Genomic DNA, 19,698 nt, shown 5'->3' on the forward strand with positions numbered 1-19,698 from the left:
TTAGTTTTTTGCGATATTAGTAACATATTGAGTATATAGCCTTGGTAGGTCTGCTAATATCGCTTCTTTACCGAGTATATCCTGTTTTGCGATGGCATCGTGTATTGTGTTGGGCGTAACACATTTTGTCATCATGTTCGCAGTTTTGATATGGCTAATATGCCAAGGCTCAGCGGCAACACCACCTCGATATTTATCATACGGTTTAAAAAAGCCGAATTCAGATAATGAAGATTCGAGCCAGCAAGAAAATTCATAAAATGGCCCACCAGATTGATATTCCCATGGTTCAAGTTGAAGCGATTGACCCGGGTTGAGGAAATTACTGGCATAGACGTCTAAATCACTACCAAAATGGTGGCGGCTAGTAGCTGGTAAAGCTGAAAAAAGCATAATGGCTTCAACAATTGCTTCATCGCTTAAGGTATCAATGTTAACCGCTTGATTGTTTTGGTCGAAAATAGGGCGTTGGCCACTAAACTTCGCATTCCAAATATGAGCTTGTCGATGAAAATCTCGGTGAGCAGACGCGATTGTAAACTCAAATCCTGCGCTGCGTGCTGCGCTGCTAAGCGCATCTAAATCATCAACAATTTGTGCGTGTACCAGATTGCTCTGGTACTCGACAAGATGTGTGGTATCTAAACCTAAAGCTTGCTTTATAATGGAGGTCATTATGCCTTCACCAGCAGCTTTTCAAGAATGGATTCATAAATGAGTGCTAAATCATCCAGCGATTTGGCACAGACTTGCTCATCTACCTGATGAATAGTTTTGTTCACAGGTCCAAGTTCAATGACCTTACAACCTGTCTGCGCGATGAAACGCCCGTCAGATGTACCACCCGTTGTTTCAGGAGTCGAATCAATACGAGTAACTTCTTTGATTGCTTCTAAAGTTACGTTAAGCAGCTCTCCTGGCTCAGTTAAGAAGGGGAGTCCATTTACTGTCCAGTTAAGGTCATAATCAAGCTTATGGGCTTTTAAAATGTCGTTGACGCCCTGTTGCAGTTGTTCAACGGTCGACTCAGTACTGAATCTAAAATTGAACTGCACGTCGACAGTACCAGGTATCACGTTCCCAGCGCCTGTGCCGCCATGGATATTTGAAATCTGAAAGCTGGTTGCTGGGAAAAAGTCGTTTCCTTTATCCCATTCCTGAGTGCTTAACTCAGTAAGTGCGGGAGCCACATCATGAATTGGGTTCTTTGCAAGGTGAGGGTAGGCAACATGCCCTTGAATACCTTTAACGGTTAAATGCCCTGTTAAAGAGCCTCGACGACCGTTTTTGACCACGTCTCCTAATGTATCCCTAGAAGAAGGCTCACCAACTAGGCACATATCGATTTTTTCATTGCGCGCCTCAAGTAAGTCGACAACCTTAGTGGTACCGTTAATGAATGGACCTTCCTCATCTGAAGTAATTAAAAAGCTGATAGAGCCGTCATGATCTGGGTGTTTTGCAACAAAACGTTCTGTGGCAACGACCATCGCAGCCAAAGAGCCTTTCATGTCAGCTGCGCCCCTTCCGTGCAGAATGCCATCTTCAACGAGGCCTGCAAAAGGAGGATGGCGCCAGTCTTGTTCGTTGCCAACAGGTACCACGTCAGTATGTCCTGCAAAGCAAAAATGAGGTCCTTGAACACCTTTTCTTGCCCATGTATTGAGCGTATCAATAAAAAAGTGCTCTTCAATCTTGAAGCCTAGCTTTTCTAAACGGCTGTTAATTAAGCTCTGACACCCAGCATCCTCTGGTGTGACTGAAGGGCGTTGGATTAGTGCTGAGGCGAGTTCAACAACTTCGCTTAGAGGGGGTTGGCTCATTTGAAAATCTCTTGATATTGTGCAGCTTTAAAACCGATATGTAGATCCGAGTTCACTTTTAAAATCGGACGTTTAATCATTGCTGGTGCGTCAAGCATGTGCTGTTTGGCTGAGGCTTCATTTAAGCTCTGCTTTTGCTCATCGCTCAGAGCTCGATAAGTCGTCCCTCGCTTGTTTAACACGGTTTCCCAACCTAATTTCTCAACAAAGTGATCAAGCAGTTCAGGTGTCAACCCATCTTTGCGGTAGTCGTGAAAATCGAACTCAATATTTTGTTCTTGCAGAAACTTTTTGGCTTTTTTAATCGTGTCACAATTTGGAATACCGTATAAAACTATACTCATAATTTACTAGCTCTCGATAATGTAATTAGCGGTTCTTTACCCGCATTCACTTGATTTAACGGATAATAACATGGCCCTAGTTTATCTGCATTGAGAATTAACAATGTACCAGTGATGGGCAATTCTTGAGGTACATCAAAATAGCAAAGAATATCACCGGTGATGATATGTTTCTGACCAACGCTATGTTTTATTAAGTTTTCCATCTTTCGGTATTCACTTGGGATGTGCAAGTGTAGAAGTAGCTGAAGCCCTGATTCTGCTCTGATCACAAATTCACAGCCTTGCTGACTGACTTTGATCACTTTTCCATTACATGGTGACATCATCAATGCTTGGTTCATTTTGACACATACACCACTGCCAATCATCCCAGTTGAAAACAAGGGTAAAGGGTGGTGAGTTAATGGGAAGACTTTACCAGTAAATGGACTCGCAATATGTAAAAGGGGGTTTGCTATTTGCGTTATAGGTGCGTAATTAATAGGTTTAGAGAATATCATTAAACAAAAAGGTAACCGTCTTTTCTGAGCGCTTGAATGGCGTTATTGAGCTGTTGCTCTTTCACTAAAATATAATCTGTGTCGTATGTAGAAATAGAGAAAATAGAAACGTTTGCGCTGGCAAGTACTCCAGAAATGTTTGACATAATTCCTGTCAATGAAAAACCAAGTGGGCCAATAATCTCAATCGCTCTCCAATATGGTTCAGCCGCGAAGCTTTCTAATTTGATATCAGATGGGCAAACGATAGACAATTCTTCCGTTGTTTTTGCAATGAAAAAGATATCAGATTGCAATACATTTGCAGGAATTTCAGCATCGTTATCGAGGCTGTGAATTGTAAAGTCTTGTTGTAGTATTTGTAGCGTTTGTTTGGACATACTTGCGCTCTAACTGCACCGACTCTTTCATAGTATAGGCAAGCAAAAAGAAAATAAACCCTTTTATTCAGGGAGTAGAGATTTCTACTCCCTTGATAGCTTTAAAAAAGGCTTGTTATGGGCGTTGGCCTGCCTGGATAGCAGTCAAAGCAATTGTGTAAACAATGTCATCGACGAGGGCGCCACGGCTCAGGTCGTTGACCGGCTTACGCATCCCTTGCAACATTGGACCGATACTGATCAAGTCTGCGCTTCGCTGTACCGCTTTGTAGGTTGTATTACCTGTATTTAGGTCAGGGAAAACAAACACAGTTGCTTTACCAGCAACTTTACTGTTTGGCGCTTTTTTACGGGCTACGTTTTCCATAATCGCAGCATCATACTGTAGTGGACCATCGATATCCAAATCAGGGCGTTTTTGTTGTGCAAGTTTCGTAGCTTCTCGCACTTTGTCTACGTCTGCACCTTGACCAGAGGTACCTGTACTGTAACTGATCATTGCAACTTTGGGCTCAATACCGAACGCCGCAGCTGAGTCCGCTGATTGAATCGCGATATCAGCAAGTTGCTCGGCGGTAGGGTCAGGGTTAATCGCACAATCACCATAAACCAATACTTGATCAGGCAATAGCATAAAGAATACTGAGCTGACTAAAGAAGAGTCTGGTGCCGTCTTGATGAGCTGTAGTGGTGGGCGGATCGTATTCGCAGTGGTGTTAACTGCCCCAGAAACTAAGCCATCCACTTCATTCTCTGCAAGCATCATGGTCCCTAGTACTACGTTGTCTTGCAGCTGTTCAGCAGCCACAACTTCGGTAAGCCCTTTGTTCTTACGAAGCTCAACCATAGGTGCTATGTACTTATCGACGGCTTCATTAGGATCAACAATGGTGATGTTTTCGTTTAATACCACGCCTTGCTGTGCTGCAATGCGTTGTATTTCGTCATGATCACCCAATAAAACGGTTTTGGCGATACCACGTTCTCCGCAGATAGCGGCGGCTTTGATTGTCCGTGGTTCATTGCCCTCTGGCAGTACGATGGTTTTATTGGCTCTACGAGCTAGATCCGTCAACATAAATCTAAATGCAGGAGGTGACAGTTTTCTGGTGCGAGCAACACCCTGTGATAAGCTATCTAGCCAGTCAGGGTCAATGTGATCCGCATTGTGCTGTTTCACTTTATCGATTCGTTGTTCGTCATCTGCAGGTACTTCCATATTGAAGTTGTGCAGCAGTAGAGACGTTCTCCAAGTATCGGCTTCAGTTGCAAGAATGGGTAGGCCCGTATTCATAGCTTGCTCGCACAGTTCCATAATTCTTGGTTCTGGCTTAAAGCCTCCGGTAAGTAAAATTGCACCTAGTTTTGTACCATTCATTGCAGAGAGGCACGCAGCGACCAAGATGTCTGAACGGTCGCCTGGTGTTACTAATAACGCACCCGGTGTAAAGTGATTTAGGATATTGGATACCGTACGCGCACAAAATGTAACGCGGCGCAGACGCCTATGCGCCATGTCCCCTTCATTAATGACTTCAGCTTGCAGATATTCACTCAGATCTCTCACTCGAGGTGCTACAAGGTCAAAATCCCAAGGGATGGCGCCCAACAACATAAACGGATGTTTACGGAAAATTGGCAGTGATGCCAAACGGTTCATCTCGTTTTCTAGTTGCTCAGGCTCATGCTGGTCTACCAAGTCGGCGCGAGCACGTCCGTCTTCATCAAGAGGCGCATTGACTTTGTTAAAGATACAACCCAACACTCTTGCATGATCAATACCACCATAGTTACCAGAAGCGATTTCAAGGCGGTCTTCAAGCTGATCATTCGTGTCATTACCTGGTGTTAATACGAATACAATATCAGCGCCCAAGGTTTGCGCAATTTCCCGGTTTACACGGCCGGCGTATGGTTGTTTTCGAGTTGGCACCATACCTTCAATAATGGCCACCTCATCGTCTTGAACACTGCTTTCAAAGCGCTCAACGATTTCCTCTAAAAGGTCATCCCCTTTTCCATCTCCAATCATTTGTTCTGCATAGTGCAGTTCAAATGGGGTAGGAGGGGCAATTGAAGACCCTTGCTTGATAATTAACGTCGACTTCTCCGGGCCCACATCAGCATTGCGAGGTTGTGCAATAGGCTTGAAAAAGTTAACTTTTACAGCTTTTTGCTCTAGAGCACGCACTAAACCGACAGAAACAGATGTTAAACCAACCCCAGTTGAGATTGGGATAAGCATTATTCTACGACCCATATTTATTGCTCCCCAGCAAGCATGGCTGCATCTTGTGCGATGACTAGCTCTTCGTTGGTTGGAATAACCATCGCAATAGGGTTAGAAGAGTCCTCAGTGATGACGCCTTCGCTGCCGAATCTGGCTGCCAAATTTCGTTCATTGTTTAACTCGAAGCCCAAGAAGCTTAATTGGTCAACAACACTTGCGCGGATCACATCAGAGTTCTCTCCAATACCACCTGTAAATACCAATGCATCAATCCCGCCAAGAGGTACAGCGAAACTGGCGATTTGTTTGGCGAGTCTGAAGCAGAAAATATCTAGAGCCAGTTGTGCTTTTTCATGTCCGTCAGCTGCACTTTCTTCAATAGTACGGCAGTCATTTGATAGTTCACTGATCCCTAGCAGGCCACTTTCTTTGTTTAATAAAGTATCTATCTGTGAAGCTGAGTAACCAAGTTGATTAACTAGGTAGGCAAATAACCCAGGGTCTATATCACCGCTGCGAGTGCCCATAACAAGGCCTTCTAATGGGGTTAATCCCATACTGGTATCGACAGATTTTCCATCTTTTACAGCACAGACAGAGCAGCCGTTACCAAGGTGCGCGGTAACAATTTTAGAAGATTTGTTTGTTAAGCCTAATTGTTCGATGGCCTGGGCCGATACGTAGAAGTGGCTAGTACCATGGAATCCATAGCGTCTGATGCTGTGCTTTTCATATAGCGAGTAGGGTAGCGCGTATAAAAATGCAGTTGGTTCCATCGATTGGTGGAAAGCAGTGTCGAAAACAGCAACCTGAGGTAAAGTTGCAAATGCTTCGCTGGCAGCTTCAATGCCAAGCAAGTTTGCAGGGTTATGTAAAGGCGCAAGTGTCGCTGTTTGCTTGATAGCATCTAGCACTGTGTCGTTGATCAGTGCTGATTTAGTGAAGTGTTCACCACCGTGAACAACGCGATGGCCAACAGCAACTAACTGCTGGTCAAGCTTGAGTGATTTAACAAGATCGACCAGTTTATTGATAGCGACTTCGTGGGCATCACCGCTGGATAAAGAAATAATGTGCTTTTGGCCATTAAATTTGTATTTAATTTGAGGTGAAGACTCACCTAAACGCTCCGCTAAGCCGGATAAATGCTCTTTTGCAGAGCTTGAATCTATGATTGCAAATTTGAGGCTAGAACTGCCACAATTGAGGACCAAAACATGCGACGATGACATAATGACTTTCCGTTTTGACAATAAGAGTAATTGCGTATTAAGCTAAATGGTGAAGTTCATTCAGCATTACACTTAATACTAAGGTATAATTGACATGAATGACGTAATTTTACCTTATTTTTTTAAGAAAAGTTAGCACCTAGGAGTTATGATGCAGAAAAGTCTTATTTCACAAGTGCAACTGGGCCGTCAATATGCTAAAGAATGGCCAATGCGTAAGGAACTTGCGCCTCTATTCCCTGAGTTTAGAGTGATTAAGGCTACGGAACTTGCTTTGCAAACTATGCCAATTTTGGCGCTTTTTACTGTTTTTTTTCAAACCAGCCTATTAGGTATGGAGTTTTTACCTCAGTCGATTGCAATTGCTTTATTTTTTCTTACATTACCTGTGCAGGGGCTGTTGTGGCTAGGTAAACGCTGTGATACGTCTTTAAGTCCAGCTTTGTCTTCTTGGTATAGGGAGCTTTACCAAAAAATGGTGGCTAATGGGTATCAAGGCGATATGTGTACAGGGAAACCAACTTATCGAGCGCTTGCAAAGTTACTCAGAGATATGTTTGATAAAATGGACAAAGCGTTTACCAAAGAAAATTTATAACTAAGCCATGCACATCTCAAGGTGTGCTAATTAAGGGCATTTGCATATACACTTCTTTTCCTCAGCGTGACTAGCAGAAGTAAGGGGGTTAACCAACCCAGTGTACCCCCTGAGCTCGATTCAGCTGTTGATGTTTGCACTTGGTTGGAAGGGGCTGTTGGCTCAACTGGATCTGAAGTATTTTCATTGTTTGGTACTACAATAAACTCAAAATTATCGTGTGCAACCATTACATCATCATAATATGCTTTTACACTCACAGCGTGCGTGCCGACCTCATCAAATATAAAGTCAATCTCTTGTCCAGTATGGAACAAACCGCCTGGAAACTCCCATTGGTAGTCTAATGAGAGGTCGTAATCTGATGAGAGTAAGACCCTTGCGTTAACTCTTTTTCCTACCTCAATCATGTCAGGTAAAGCCAAGCTAATAGATTTAATTGCAGGGGAAATGGCGTTGACTTCATACTGCTGACTATAACTCAGCTTTTCATTGATAGAGGCCGTGAGTGAAACGGTATAAATACCAGGTGTGCTATATTCATGCGTCGGACTTTCTTCGGTGCTTGTTGTCCCATCTCCAAAATCCCATAAATAAGCAGTTTCTTGAGCTATAAGCAGGTAAGGTATGCAATACATCAAACTTGCTATACATGTATTCCTTTTAATCGACATAAGTTAAACCCTTCACCTTTAAGCTCTTATTAATTACTTTTCAAATATAGAACAGAACTTTATTTGCAAGTCAAAAACGTTATTAATCTAATACACTTAAAAAAACTTTTAAATACATACTTTAATATTATGAAATTGTTTATATATTATCCTAGCTCCACTTTTTAATCTGGATTAATAGTCTTTTTTTGGTTATTTTTTATTAGTTTTATTTGAATAAAATAACTTCAGAAAGGAGTCTCAGTGTCTAACTTACGACTTGTTGTTGCCTTAATTACTTCCCTGACCTTTACGTATAATGCGAAGGCAAAAGAGCAATTATCCTTTGTTCATCAAGCTAACAGCTTAAAATTGTCAGGCTTTGAGTATAAATTAAGTAAAGTTAAGCAGGCTGATAGTGCCACTCGTTTTGAGCACTATGAGTTATATTGGCAAGGTGTACGGTTATATAATAGTACTTTGGTTTTTCAAAATACGATGGGTGTTGCTTCACGACTAATTTCAGGAAATACCAGGTTAACTACCCAACTAGCATCGGATAAATTACATGCAACGAGCATAGAAAGTAAGTTTACGTTTTCAGATGAAGCAGTTACTCAACACGTATATCAGCACTACCCATCAACTTTAGATATTATTAACACCGAACGCTTAATTGTTCGAGAAGAAAATCTAGCCTCTCACTTTGTGTATCGAGTTGAGGTGAAATCAAAGCAGCATAATCGTCTGTTTTTAATTTTGGATGGTCAAACACTTGAGCAGTTAGGTTCGTCGGCAAGTCATTACGCATTTGATGGGCATCATGATCAAAGCTATCACGCGGTCGCAACAACCACAGGTAATTATAAGTTAGGCTTAAATTGCCACCAAGCGCCAAATATGACAACGCAAAAGTGTCAAAATACGGTGCTACCAATGGAGCATCCGCTGACACAAAAACATTTTCCTAATTATCCAAGTGTAAGAAATGTTTATTTTAGAGGCGAAGCAACTAGCGCGTTTGACGAGTTTAGTGGCTACCCAATGGTTGTAAAACTTGAAAGCAACCGGTGCATTTTTAAGAATAATTGGGTTGAAACATATCAAGGCAGTGCCTTAGAGCCATATTCTTATGCATGCCCTAATGGAGCAGTGGAAAGCCATGGCATTGATGGCGACCCTTATTTTTATTACTTCTTGAAAGGTGCATTTAAAGCCGTTAACGATGGGCACTTTTTCGGTGGTGTGGCTGCGCAAACTTTACACTGGCATTTTAATGCACTCTTTCCAAACCAACAAAACCGCTGCGACGCAAAAGCGGGTTATTGCCTAAATACAATTAAACAGCGCATTGATGCTGGTAACCTTTATCAAAGTAGTTGGGACGGTGAGTTTACGAACTATGCTGGTGGCACCATAGGAAGCCCATTTCCTCATGGTAGTTCTTTAGACATTGTTGCACACGAAATAGGGCATGCAATTTTAGAGTGGAACACTGGCAATATTCTTTCTGATTTGAATTTTGGCGGTGAATCAGCTGAACTTCGCGCGAAACGCAGTGCTTTACATGAGAGTTTTGCTGATATTACAGCCATTGCTGTGAAAGATTATTATGCGCGTCATTTGCAAGCGGAACCTTCAGATTCTAACTGGATACAGACTGCTATTTTCTCCGAATTGTATCACTATGATAATAAGTTTTGGGCTATCGGTTATGATAGCAGACTTGCTAATTCTTTTTTGCGCCATGTATCTGTGCCTAGACTAGACGGCATTAGCATGGATGACTATCGAGATTATGAACAAACAAGGGGATCCCACCAGCGCGCTGGGGCACTAAATAAATTGTTTTATTTAATTTCCACTAGCGACGGTTGGGATGTACAACGTGCGTATAGACTGGTTTTAAAAGCGATGACAGGGTGTTTTCCTGCCAATGCTGGCATGTATGAGGCGTCACAGTGTCTTATTGCTACAGCCGATGAGTATGATAAACAACATATCACTAATCTTGCTGAGCAGGTTGGCTTTGTTGCGGCTTCAGAGGCCGATAACCAACTTGAAGTAATTGTAAAGCGCATGTATGGAGAAGCACAGTTTGATATTAGCGACTCGAGAATATCGCAGGATAATATTGCTCAATTAGAAGTGAAGCTGGATGATAAGCCATTTCTTTCATGGACACCGCAAAGTGCTGAGCTGTGGGAGGATGTAAAGTCTATACGTCATACTTTTGGGGATGGAGAGCATGCGTTATCATGGCATGTTGAGCTTTACGATGGCTCCGAATTGACATCAAAACGGCTACTGAGTCTATTTGAATCGCCTTTATGTAAACCAGACCAAACTACTGAACGTTTTATATCTGAGCTGTCTTTCAATGGTCAAAAAAGTGAAATCAAAGCAGGAACCAGTGACATCATATTGACCGACCCTGTATATAAGCAATCACCTATTAAAATAGACATGTTTAAACTTGATGGCTATTCAACCATTGCTGCCTATTTAGATACGGATAGAAACGGCTATTTTGATGCAGATAGTGAAAAGTTGATCAATCAGAATGACTTTGAGGATAAAGTTGTTTATGACCTTAGCCAATTCCAAAACTTAGAGACTGGCCCAAGTGTGGTGAGATTTGTGTTATCTGCACAACAAGAAACATCGAGCTGTACTGGCTTAAATGAATCACAAATCATAGATGTACATATTACCTTAAATGAAGGGGAGTATGTTGCACCCAGCATTGATTTCGGCTTTAAACAAAAAAACAACGACCTACATTTATCTGTTAAGCAACAGTTTAGCAATGCCTATACATTTAAATGGATTTTTGGTCAGGAGGAAGTCGTGACCTCTGACTATCATATTGTTAAATCACTACACCAAACATCACAGGTTACCTTAGTATTACTTCGAGACGATGTGGAAGTTAACCGCCTGCCTAAAACGGTGAATGTTGCATCAGAGCCTGAGTTTAGTATTAACTGCCAACAAAACGGTACTGAATGTAAGTTATCAATAGAAGGTGAGCTACCGAGTAATATTGTAAGGTTTGCTTGGCGAGTAGATGATCAGCACTACACGAGTAGTAATCGCTATTTAGTATATGACTTCGGTACGACGGGGCTTAAAAATGTGACTGTATCCCTTATTTTTCAGGGTGCCTCAGTCATATTTGAAAAGTCACAATCTATCGAGTTAAAAGAAGTTATTAATCTTGAGGTTAACGTTCAACAAGAAAACGCTGACTTTATTTTGAATATTTCTCAAACGCTTCCGAAGGGGTACTCTTTGGTTTGGGTTGTAAACGATATTGAATACCCGCACAGTTTAGCTGGCATTAAACTAGCCGGACTAGCACCAGAGGATAGCGTCAGTTACATTTTGAAAAAAGATGGGGAAACGATACTGGAGAAGCCGCTAAGTATAATTCATGTTAGCGATCCTAATTTGAAGGTTAGTTACCATAGTGCCGGCTTAAAGCGTATTTTTTTGGCTGAACATCAGGCAAATGCAAAGGAATTAAAGTACATTTGGGACTTTGGTGATGGCACTGTTAAAGAAACTGATACACAGCAAATGAGTTATAGTTATTCTGAACTAGGTGAATATAAAGCCAGTGTCACTCTTGTTGTTGAGGGGCGTGCCAAGTTCACAGCTCAAACATTCGTGAATGTGTTATCAACTACACCAAACATAACGATTAATGTCCATCAGCATAACCAAATGCTCTCTGTGAGCGCTTCCGGTGATATAAATGATGAGATGACATTTCAGTGGTTAATAAACAATGAGATCAAGTTTGGACGCACTATTGATTATCAATTTCCTGACAAAACACAGGTAACGAGCATCAAACTCAATGTATATCAAAATAATCAAGAAGTGATAGAGGTCATTGAGGACATTCAAGTGGTTGAAAATATGAATTTAGACTTTGGATGGTCTCAAAGTGATGGGGATAACCCCCTTAAGTTTAGTTTTTCTGTAAGGAAAGAGTAGGTTTGAAATTGAAATGGCCCATCGCTTTATGCGCAAGGGCCATTTAGTGAATCATTCGGTAATTTTTTTGTATTGGGTGATTAAAAAAGAAAAGGTCACGTTATGGGCTTTTCTTTGCGCTAATTCATTGTAATGAGAGTCTTTGAATTTCCACGCAAATGGGGTCATTTTAATTAAATGTTCCACAATATCAGATGCAACGGATTGATTATCTTCGACTAGAGTTTGCTCTACGACCTCAAAACCTTCAGGACATTCTGGTGCTTCGTGTAAACGAACATCATCATAGATCTTTTGTTTTAGCTCAAACAAGTGTTTTGGGCCTGGGCCTACGACAATCAAGGTGCCATCTGGCTGTAATAGGCGTGCAGATTCTTGTGTAAAGACAGGAGCAAAAATACTCAAGACAACATCAGCATATTCACTTTTAAAAGGTGCATCTTTACTAGAGGCGACGCTAAAGTTTGGCTTAGTATATCTCTTAGCTGCATATTTGACTGCTGGTTTACTAATATCTAATCCATAGACTGCGGTCGAGTCTGTGACAGCTGTTGCGATAGCTTGGGTATAAAACCCTTCACCGCAGCCAAGGTCTATCACCGCTTTGGGGGTTTTGGATGCGACTAATCTGGCTAGCGATTGCTGTAAAAAGGCGTAGTGATTAGTTGCAAAAAAGGCGCGTCGAGCTTGCACCATATCTAAATTGTCACCGGGTTGCTTTGAGCGTTTAAACTGCACTGGAAGCAAATTGACATAGCCTTCTTTTGCAAAGTCGAATTGATGACGATTTATGCAGCCCAGTGTATTGTTTGTTTGTGATAGTGGTTCTGAGCATATGGGGCAACGGTAATCTAATGTCATCTATCTAAATATTCCTGATCATAAAAGGTCCTAACCCAGTTAGGCCGGTAGGTGATCATCAGTGTAATTGCCATGCCATTTAACATTGCTTCCGGAAACCACATGATCACTGAGTAAAACATATAATTGTATTGCAGTGTCTGCCAGTCGTATAGACCTACTGACCAATAATAGACACCGGTGAGCAGTATTTTACAGGCTGCGACAATGCCTGCGCAAATAAATGCGCATACAAATATATAAATAAAAAAGTGCCTCGGTAAATACTGATAACAAAGTAGAAAAATTGCGTAACTGATATATACAGGAATAATGCCGGTTAAAAACCAAAAAGTGAAAAATTCGATTTGGGTCGAAGTGAAGATGAAGTGTAATAAAGAGGCAAGCAATGTGCTTATTAGGGATAACCGCCAGCCCAATACTAAAGTGACAGTGGTAATGGCCAAAATATGGATGTCTAAAAATGGCAAAATACCAGCCTGAATCTGCCATAATATAGCCATGACCAGCGCACAGCAAAATACGCCAGTTTGTCTTTGCGGAGTTTTGAGAAGTGCAAAAAATTGCACTTTGTCAAAACTCACTGCAAATGCGAGCAATGAAAACAACATAATTGCCATTGGCTGTTACCTGTCATTGCAAGGAGTTGCTATCTATTGTACTTAAATATCGAAAGTGGCCCAAATTGGTGCGTGATCAGATGGCTTTTCGATGCCTCTGAGCTCATAATCTATATCACTTTCGGTACAGGTCGCCATTAAGCTTTCTGTGGCAAGCACGACATCGATACGTAATCCTCGGTTATCATTAAATCCTTTTGAGCGATAGTCAAACCACGAGTATTTGTCTTGTGCGTCTGGTGTTAATTCTCTAAAGGTGTCTTTTAATCCCCAATCCATCAGTGTTTTAAGCCACTCACGTTCTTCTGGCTGGAATGAGCATTTGCCAGTTTTTAGCCAACGCTTCATATTGGCATCGCCAATACCAATATCACTGTCAGTAGGTGAGATATTGATATCGCCCATAACCACAAGATTATCCTCTGCAGATTCATGAGTATTGAGGTGGGTCATTAAATCTTTATAAAATTGGCGTTTATACGGAAACTTAGTCTCGTGGCTGATGTTGTCACCTTGCGGGAAATAACCATTCATGACAGTGACTTCTTTACCACTATCACTCTCGAATACGCCAGAGATCATGCGCTTTTGAGCTTCTTCGGTATCTGTTGCAAACCCTTTAAGAATAGCCTTTGCAGGTTTCTTAGATAACAGAGCTACACCGTAATGCGCTTTTTGACCGTGAAAGTATACGTTGTAACCCATTGATTCCACGTCTTCGATAGGAAACGCTTCATCATGCACCTTAATTTCTTGTAAGCCGATGACGTCAGGCTGATGTTTGTCGATAAGTGCTTGTAGTTGATGCAGCCTAGCTCTAAGGCCATTGATATTGAAGGAGATAATTTTCATATATAAAAGTTATTGGTAAATAAAAATGAGTGTAACACTTTTGCTTATAAGATAGGTGAAAAGTTTACTGATGAAGGCTTCTGAATTGTTAATTTTTTTTACCATTCTCGCCAGTTAAAGCGACATGTTTATGAAGTTGTTAATTGATCATTAAATAGTCAAAAAAGTTTATTTTTATCATTTACAGACTATTTTTTGATTATATAATGCGCAGCAATTCGTTCTTTTGAGGTAGATTATGTTTAAGTCTTTCACTATTGCTGCACTTGTTTCTCTTACGTCAACTGGTGTATTTGCATCTGAAGTTCAGAGTTTTAAAGCAAGCGATGCATCTGTAATTTCTAAAGTATGCGAGGTTGCTGCAAACCAAGGTTTAAGTGCTGCAAGAAAAGAGGGAGCACAACACGGTGTGTTTATTTCTCGTTTCTCTGAAACGGTAAAATGTAACGGTGAAGACATTCGTACATTTGCTAAATCTCAAAATGAAATGCAAATAGTGAAACAAACGACCCAGTCAAAGTTGGTGGCAAAAAACACATCAATAGCAACTGAATTGTGTTTAAAGGCGGCTAAAGAAGGCTTAGACAGTTTGAAAACATATCGCGGTCAAGCTAGAAGCTTAAAGTGTAATAATCTACCAGTTAAGCAATTTGTTCAACAGGTTAACAAAACAGCTATGTAATTAGTTGCTTAATAAAATTAAAAACCCAGCATTATTGCTGGGTTTTTTTATGTCTTTATTTTGACTGTATCATCTCAAGTTTAAACTTTTCCCATTAGTTTATTTTTTGTAAATTAAACGCATGTTAAATGTGTTTTTATTGTTTTTTCTATGTGTTATAAATGTTGTCGAGATGTTTTTTTATAACACTACGGAGAAGAAAGATAATGAAAAAGGGGATTACGCTAATAGCATCTGCGGTCGGTATTGCATTGCTTGGAGGGGCAAGTCCAACATTTGCAAATGACGGAGAGGTCGAGCGAATTGAAGTAACTGGCTCACATATTAAACGCTCTGATTTGGAAGGGCCGTCGCCAATCCAAACAATTTCTGCAGGCGACCTAGCAGCAACAGGATCTACAGACCTTATCGGTGCCTTACAAAAGTTGCCAGTCGCTGGTGCAGGTACGTTCAGTACACAAGGTAACTCAAGTGATGATACTGCAAATGGCGGGTCAAGCGTTGCTTTAAGAGGCTTAGGTGCTTCATCTACTTTGGTATTGATCAATGGTCGTCGCGTTGCAGTGAGTCCATTTGCGAAAGATATTGAAACATCTTTTGTCGATTTAAATACAATTCCAGTTTCATCGGTTAAGCGAATTGATGTTTTGAAAGACGGTGCGTCAGCAACTTATGGTTCTGATGCTGTCGCTGGTGTTATTAATATTATTTTACGAGATGATATTGATGGGTTCGAAGTCGCAGGCAAAATATCTGATACTGCCGATGGTGGTGCAAAAGAGGAAAACTTTACACTTTTATGGGGTAGCTCGACCGATAAAGGACACCACAATTTCTCACTGGATTATTTCAAACGCGGCGATGTATTTTATGCGGATAGAGACTATGCATCTACGGCAGATCAAAGATTTAGAGGTGGCAATAACGCACTGAGTTCTTCTGGTATACCAGGCAGTATTGAAATAGTAAGGTCTGCCGTTACTGATGCTCAATGGGAAGCGTTGCCTGTAACCCGTGTTGAAGATGATGGCACTAAAGTAAGACAAACCTTGTTTGCTGATGTATGGGGTTCAGATACATGTCCTGAAAATATGATCATTGGTGATATTTGTCGTTACGACTATGCACCGCATATGACCCTTATTCCGTCTACAGAGCGCATCAGCTTTAACTATAACGGCGTGCAAGAAATCACTGACAGTGTAGAAGGTTTTGCTGAATTTTCTGCGCAGCATACGTCAACGTTTATTCAAGGCGCGGCCAGCCCGAGTTTTACTGAATTATTTATGTCAGGTGATAATCCTAATCATCCGCTTGCAAATCAGCCTGATCACTTCCTGCATGGCGTAGATATTTCTATGCGACGACGAACAGTTGATATTGGCAATCGTAAAAAAGACGTCGATTCTGAATACTATCGAGCAGTTATGGGGATGCGTGGTGAGTTTAAAGAATGGGATTGGGAGTTTGCCTATTCTGCTATCCGTTCGAGTGCAGTTGAAAAAGGCTTTGATGGCTTTCCAAACAAAATTAGAGCACAAGCTGAGATAGATAATGGTAATTGGAATCCATTTGAACCTAGTCAAAACTCACAAGAAACATTAGACAGAATAGAAACAACGACGACCCGTTATGGTGCATCGACTATGCAATCTTTCGATGCGACCATTTCCGGTGAGTTATTTGAGTTTGGTGATGGCTATGTCGTGGCTGCATTTGGTTTAGAGCACCGGTATGAAAAAATTGAAGATAACCCAGACAGTCAGTACTTAAATGGAGAAATTTTCGGGACTGAAGCGACACAAGCAAATGGTGATCGTGATAATACGGCTTTGTTTGCTGAATTTAATGTGCCAGCTACTGAAACTTTAGAACTACAACTTGCATTACGTTATGAAGATTATAGTGATTTTGGTAACACGACGGACCCTAAAGTCGCATTTCGTTGGACGCCTCTTGAGGAAATTGTCGTACGTGGCTCATGGGGTACCGCATTCAGAGCGCCTTCATTGGTGCAACTACACTTAGGTAAAACAGAAGAGTCTCCAAGCGTCATTGACCGCGAGCGCTGTAAAATCACGAAAGATCCTTTAGATTGTGAACCATTTGAGTATACGGCTGATGTGGCAGGTAATAAAAACTTGCAACCTGAAGAGTCTACTAACTACAACTTGGGTGTGATCTGGCAGGCATCCGATGAATTTAGTATCGGTTTGGACTATTGGAATTACGATCAAGATAATCTAATCAAGAAAATTGGTGCGCAGGAGATAGTGGATTGCTGTGGCGATGACACAAGTTTAGTCACAAGGGATCCAAGCACTGGAAGTACGCCGGGTCGTATCCGCCGAATTAATGATACGTTCGTCAATATTGGTGGCAGAAAAACTGACGGTATAGATATTGATTTAGAGTATAGGTTGCAAACCCAAGACATGGGTGAGTTTAAATTTGGCTACAACGTTACATATGTGCTTAATTACGATGAAGAGTTATCAAAAACAGATGATAACGGTAATCAGATCACAGTCATAGAAGATGAAAATGGAGAGTATCAACATCCAGATTTGCGTTGGAATGCGCGAGTTGATTGGACATTAGACGATTGGGTCGCTAACTTCAGCGTCAATTATATAGACTCATATAATGACTTAGCAGATAGTGACGGCAACAAATTTGAAATTGACTCTTGGACGACCATAGATACGAGTGTCACGTATATTGGTTACGAGCAACTAACTGTAACAGTAGGTGCCTCTAACTTAACAAATGAAGAAGCGCCATTTGCGCCATCTGAATCTATGGGCGTAGACAATAAAACCCATAGCGTGCTTGGACGCCAGGCCTACTTAAAGTTCGCTTACAAATTCTAACCCCTTTAAATTGTCAATTACAAGGTCCTGCATCATGGGGCCTTTTTCTGCTTTTTAAACGCAATAGATGTGTTAAAAGCACGCTTCTCGTAACAGCTTCTTCAATAAATTGCGTATCGATTCTATTATTTAGAGTAATAATTGAAGGAGCACTGTCTATGCACTCAAGCAAATTTATTATCACCGGTGTCGTTCAAGGGGTTGGTTTTAGATATCACACTAAGATTAAAGCTTGCTCTTTAGGGTTAACGGGATTTGCCAAAAATTTACCGGATAGAAGTGTGGAAGTGGTCGTGACTGGTCAGGAAGAGGACATCATAGCACTCGAAGCATGGTTAAAAAAAGGGCCAGTTATGGCAAAGGTCGCATCAATAAGTAAAGAAAGCATCGATGAGGTCATGTCAGAAGGCTTTGAAATACTCTGAAAAGAGCATATTTTTTGTGAATTACGCACGAATATATATGTAAAGTAAAGCTTACGTATTTGAAATGTTCTCAAAAAAGGGCGAATTTTGACATAAAAAAAGAGGCTAATAAGCCTCTTTTTTCAAATAAAGTGAGTGATTAACGCTCACCTTGGTCCTGATAATCGCGTGCAGTGTAGCCAGTGTAAAGCTGACGAGGGCGACCGATTTTGTGACCAGCTTGAGAAAGCATTTCATTCCAGTGTGAAATCCAGCCAACTGTACGAGACATAGCGAAGATTACAGTGAACATGCTTGTTGGAATACCAATTGCCTTAAGAATGATACCTGAGTAGAAATCTACATTCGGGTAAAGCTTCTTCTCGATGAAGTATGGGTCTTCTAGTGCAATTTGCTCTAGCTTCATTGCAACGTCAAGAAGTGGATCTTGGATATCCAATTCTTTAAGTACTTCGTGGCACGTTTGACGCATTACTGTCGCGCGTGGATCAAAGTTCTTGTAAACACGGTGTCCGAAGCCCATAAGACGGAACGGGTCGTTCTTGTCTTTTGCTTTTGCTACGTACTCGTCGATACGGTCTACAGAGCCGATCTCTTCAAGCATAGTTAGACAAGCTTCGTTTGCACCACCGTGCGCAGGACCCCAAAGTGAAGCGATACCAGCAGCGATACACGCATAAGGGTTTGCGCCTGAAGAACCAGCTAGACGAACAGTTGAAGTCGAAGCATTTTGTTCGTGGTCAGCGTGCAACATGAAGATACGGTCCATTGCTTTTGCTAGCACTGGGCTTACTTTGTACTCTTCAGCTGGAACAGAGAACATCATGTGTAAGAAGTTTTCTGCATAGCTAAGATCGTTACGAGGATATACGAAAGGTTGGCCTACGTTATATTTGTATGCCATTGCAGCGATAGTTGGTAGTTTAGCAACTAGCTTAGTTGCACAACGCATACGCTGTTCTGAGTCTGAAATATCTAAATCATCGTGGTAGAAAGATGATAGTGCGCCTACTACACCACATAGCATTGCCATTGGGTGTGAATCAACACGGAAGCCTTGGAAGAAAGCAGCAATCTTCTCATGCATCATAGTGTTACGAGTGATCTCGTCAGAGAACGTGTGTAGTTGCTCTGCGTTTGGTAGTTCACCGTTAAGAAGTAAGTAGCAAAGCTCGATGTAGTTTGAGTGCTCTGCTAATTGTTCAATCGGGTAGCCGCGGTGAAGAAGTACACCTTTTGCACCATCAATGTAAGTAATAGATGATTCACAAGAGCCAGTCGACATGAAACCAGGGTCATATGTGAAGAAGCCGTGAGCACCTAAAGTACGAACGTCGATAACGTCTTGGCCAGCTGTACCAGAGTGGATCGGTAGTTCGATTGGGTCGTGCCCATCGATATGGACTGTGGCTTTCTTATCTGCCATCTATCTTATCTCCTATGAAATAACAACATTCTGATTGTTATGTTGTGATACTAATGTTAAGCAAATTCAGATCATTGTAACTTATAAATGGGGTGAAAAGTCAATTTTTCTAAGAATTATGCAAAAATGTATAATAAGTATTCTAACTAGATTAAATATTATACCATTGGCTAATTCGCAAGCGTACGAAA

The 19,698-nt window shown here is 41.3% G+C and carries 17 protein-coding genes; 5 read left to right on the forward strand and 12 right to left on the reverse strand.

Annotated elements, in window-relative coordinates; translation table 11 throughout:
* The 7 genes from N473_RS02625 to N473_RS02655 form a co-directional block, all read right to left on the reverse strand.
* On the reverse strand, positions 1-675 hold the full coding sequence (locus N473_RS02625; RefSeq protein ID WP_063366593.1) for a M15 family metallopeptidase: 675 nt from the start codon (positions 673-675) through the stop codon (positions 1-3).
* A complete protein-coding gene (gene dapE, locus N473_RS02630; protein ID WP_063366594.1) occupies positions 675-1,823 on the reverse strand; it encodes a succinyl-diaminopimelate desuccinylase in 1,149 nt (382 codons plus the stop codon). The genes N473_RS02625 and dapE overlap by 1 nt, the downstream gene beginning before the upstream one ends.
* Positions 1,820-2,167 carry an ArsC family reductase gene (locus N473_RS02635; protein WP_063366595.1) on the reverse strand — a complete coding sequence of 116 codons (348 nt, stop codon included), beginning with the start codon at positions 2,165-2,167 and terminating at the stop codon, positions 1,820-1,822. Before N473_RS02635 ends, dapE begins: the two co-directional genes overlap by 4 nt.
* Positions 2,164-2,670 carry a PTS glucose transporter subunit IIA gene (locus N473_RS02640; protein ID WP_063366596.1) on the reverse strand — a complete coding sequence of 169 codons (507 nt, stop codon included), beginning with the start codon at positions 2,668-2,670 and terminating at the stop codon, positions 2,164-2,166. Before N473_RS02640 ends, N473_RS02635 begins: the two co-directional genes overlap by 4 nt.
* Positions 2,670-3,050: an ACT domain-containing protein gene (locus tag N473_RS02645; protein ID WP_063366597.1), complete on the reverse strand. Its 381-nt coding sequence runs from the start codon at positions 3,048-3,050 to the stop codon at positions 2,670-2,672. The genes N473_RS02640 and N473_RS02645 overlap by 1 nt, the downstream gene beginning before the upstream one ends.
* 115 nt (positions 3,051-3,165) lie before the next feature.
* Positions 3,166-5,310 (reverse strand): phosphate acetyltransferase, encoded by a 2,145-nt coding sequence (gene pta / locus N473_RS02650; protein ID WP_063366598.1) that lies wholly within the window; start codon positions 5,308-5,310, stop codon positions 3,166-3,168.
* Positions 5,311-5,312: 2 nt separating this feature from the next.
* Positions 5,313-6,512 carry an acetate kinase gene (locus tag N473_RS02655; RefSeq protein WP_063366599.1) on the reverse strand — a complete coding sequence of 400 codons (1,200 nt, stop codon included), beginning with the start codon at positions 6,510-6,512 and terminating at the stop codon, positions 5,313-5,315.
* A 151-nt stretch (positions 6,513-6,663) separates the two neighbouring features.
* Here N473_RS02655 and yfbV point away from each other — a divergent pair, with 151 nt between their 5' ends.
* Positions 6,664-7,110, forward strand: a complete 447-nt coding sequence (gene yfbV, locus N473_RS02660; protein WP_063366600.1) for a terminus macrodomain insulation protein YfbV — start codon at positions 6,664-6,666, stop codon at positions 7,108-7,110.
* A 26-nt stretch (positions 7,111-7,136) separates the two neighbouring features.
* Here the strand turns inward: yfbV and N473_RS02665 are convergent, their stop codons facing one another.
* A complete protein-coding gene (locus N473_RS02665) occupies positions 7,137-7,748 on the reverse strand; it encodes a PKD domain-containing protein (protein ID WP_063366601.1) in 612 nt (203 codons plus the stop codon).
* A 279-nt stretch (positions 7,749-8,027) separates the two neighbouring features.
* Between N473_RS02665 and N473_RS02670 the strand changes: the two genes are divergently transcribed.
* Entirely contained in the window at positions 8,028-11,768 is a 3,741-nt protein-coding gene (locus N473_RS02670; RefSeq protein WP_063366602.1) for a M4 family metallopeptidase, read from the forward strand.
* A 51-nt stretch (positions 11,769-11,819) separates the two neighbouring features.
* Here N473_RS02670 and rlmA read toward each other — a convergent pair whose 3' ends face one another.
* The 3 genes from rlmA to xthA are packed head-to-tail and all read right to left on the reverse strand — an operon-like array spanning position 11,820 to position 14,101.
* Entirely contained in the window at positions 11,820-12,629 is an 810-nt protein-coding gene (rlmA, locus tag N473_RS02675) for a 23S rRNA (guanine(745)-N(1))-methyltransferase (RefSeq protein ID WP_063366603.1), read from the reverse strand.
* Positions 12,626-13,249, reverse strand: coding sequence for a hypothetical protein (locus tag N473_RS02680; RefSeq protein WP_231099509.1), 624 nt, complete (start codon positions 13,247-13,249; stop codon positions 12,626-12,628). Before N473_RS02680 ends, rlmA begins: the two co-directional genes overlap by 4 nt.
* Positions 13,250-13,291: 42 nt before the next feature.
* Complete coding sequence (xthA, locus tag N473_RS02685) at positions 13,292-14,101, reverse strand: exodeoxyribonuclease III (protein ID WP_063366604.1); 810 nt, start codon at positions 14,099-14,101, stop codon at positions 13,292-13,294.
* A gap of 238 nt (positions 14,102-14,339) precedes the next feature.
* Between xthA and N473_RS02690 the strand changes: the two genes are divergently transcribed.
* From N473_RS02690 to yccX, 3 genes are all read left to right on the forward strand, one after another.
* Complete coding sequence (locus tag N473_RS02690) at positions 14,340-14,783, forward strand: hypothetical protein (RefSeq protein WP_039609790.1); 444 nt, start codon at positions 14,340-14,342, stop codon at positions 14,781-14,783.
* Between the two features lie 206 nt (positions 14,784-14,989).
* Positions 14,990-17,656 carry a TonB-dependent receptor plug domain-containing protein gene (locus N473_RS02695; RefSeq protein ID WP_063366605.1) on the forward strand — a complete coding sequence of 889 codons (2,667 nt, stop codon included), beginning with the start codon at positions 14,990-14,992 and terminating at the stop codon, positions 17,654-17,656.
* A gap of 158 nt (positions 17,657-17,814) precedes the next feature.
* The gene (gene yccX, locus N473_RS02700) at positions 17,815-18,081 is read left to right on the forward strand and encodes an acylphosphatase (RefSeq protein ID WP_063366606.1); all 267 of its coding nucleotides are present in this window, start codon (positions 17,815-17,817) and stop codon (positions 18,079-18,081) included.
* A gap of 139 nt (positions 18,082-18,220) precedes the next feature.
* Here the strand turns inward: yccX and N473_RS02705 are convergent, their stop codons facing one another.
* Positions 18,221-19,507 carry a citrate synthase gene (locus tag N473_RS02705; protein WP_063366607.1) on the reverse strand — a complete coding sequence of 429 codons (1,287 nt, stop codon included), beginning with the start codon at positions 19,505-19,507 and terminating at the stop codon, positions 18,221-18,223.
* Between the last annotated feature and the right edge of the window lie 191 nt (positions 19,508-19,698).

It is taken from the genome of Pseudoalteromonas luteoviolacea CPMOR-1 (assembly GCF_001625685.1).
Taxonomy (GTDB): Bacteria; Pseudomonadota; Gammaproteobacteria; order Enterobacterales; family Alteromonadaceae; genus Pseudoalteromonas; species Pseudoalteromonas luteoviolacea_K.

What these genes read in the sequence shown, in the direction of transcription:
- pta (WP_063366598.1), bottom strand. Translation starts at nt 5,310, where the DNA reads ATGGGTCGTAGAATAATGCTTATCCCAATCTCAACTGGGGTTGGTTTA.
- dapE (WP_063366594.1), bottom strand. Translation starts at nt 1,823, where the DNA reads ATGAGCCAACCCCCTCTAAGCGAAGTTGTTGAACTCGCCTCAGCACTA.
- N473_RS02655 (WP_063366599.1), bottom strand. Translation starts at nt 6,512, where the DNA reads ATGTCATCGTCGCATGTTTTGGTCCTCAATTGTGGCAGTTCTAGCCTC.
- N473_RS02640 (WP_063366596.1), bottom strand. Translation starts at nt 2,670, where the DNA reads ATGATATTCTCTAAACCTATTAATTACGCACCTATAACGCAAATAGCA.
- rlmA (WP_063366603.1), bottom strand. Translation starts at nt 12,629, where the DNA reads ATGACATTAGATTACCGTTGCCCCATATGCTCAGAACCACTATCACAA.
- N473_RS02680 (WP_231099509.1), bottom strand. Translation starts at nt 13,249, where the DNA reads ATGGCAATTATGTTGTTTTCATTGCTCGCATTTGCAGTGAGTTTTGAC.
- N473_RS02645 (WP_063366597.1), bottom strand. Translation starts at nt 3,050, where the DNA reads ATGTCCAAACAAACGCTACAAATACTACAACAAGACTTTACAATTCAC.
- yccX (WP_063366606.1), top strand. Translation starts at nt 17,815, where the DNA reads ATGCACTCAAGCAAATTTATTATCACCGGTGTCGTTCAAGGGGTTGGT.
- N473_RS02635 (WP_063366595.1), bottom strand. Translation starts at nt 2,167, where the DNA reads ATGAGTATAGTTTTATACGGTATTCCAAATTGTGACACGATTAAAAAA.
- N473_RS02690 (WP_039609790.1), top strand. Translation starts at nt 14,340, where the DNA reads ATGTTTAAGTCTTTCACTATTGCTGCACTTGTTTCTCTTACGTCAACT.
- N473_RS02695 (WP_063366605.1), top strand. Translation starts at nt 14,990, where the DNA reads ATGAAAAAGGGGATTACGCTAATAGCATCTGCGGTCGGTATTGCATTG.
- N473_RS02705 (WP_063366607.1), bottom strand. Translation starts at nt 19,507, where the DNA reads ATGGCAGATAAGAAAGCCACAGTCCATATCGATGGGCACGACCCAATC.
- yfbV (WP_063366600.1), top strand. Translation starts at nt 6,664, where the DNA reads ATGCAGAAAAGTCTTATTTCACAAGTGCAACTGGGCCGTCAATATGCT.
- N473_RS02625 (WP_063366593.1), bottom strand. Translation starts at nt 675, where the DNA reads ATGACCTCCATTATAAAGCAAGCTTTAGGTTTAGATACCACACATCTT.
- N473_RS02665 (WP_063366601.1), bottom strand. Translation starts at nt 7,748, where the DNA reads ATGTATTGCATACCTTACCTGCTTATAGCTCAAGAAACTGCTTATTTA.
- xthA (WP_063366604.1), bottom strand. Translation starts at nt 14,101, where the DNA reads ATGAAAATTATCTCCTTCAATATCAATGGCCTTAGAGCTAGGCTGCAT.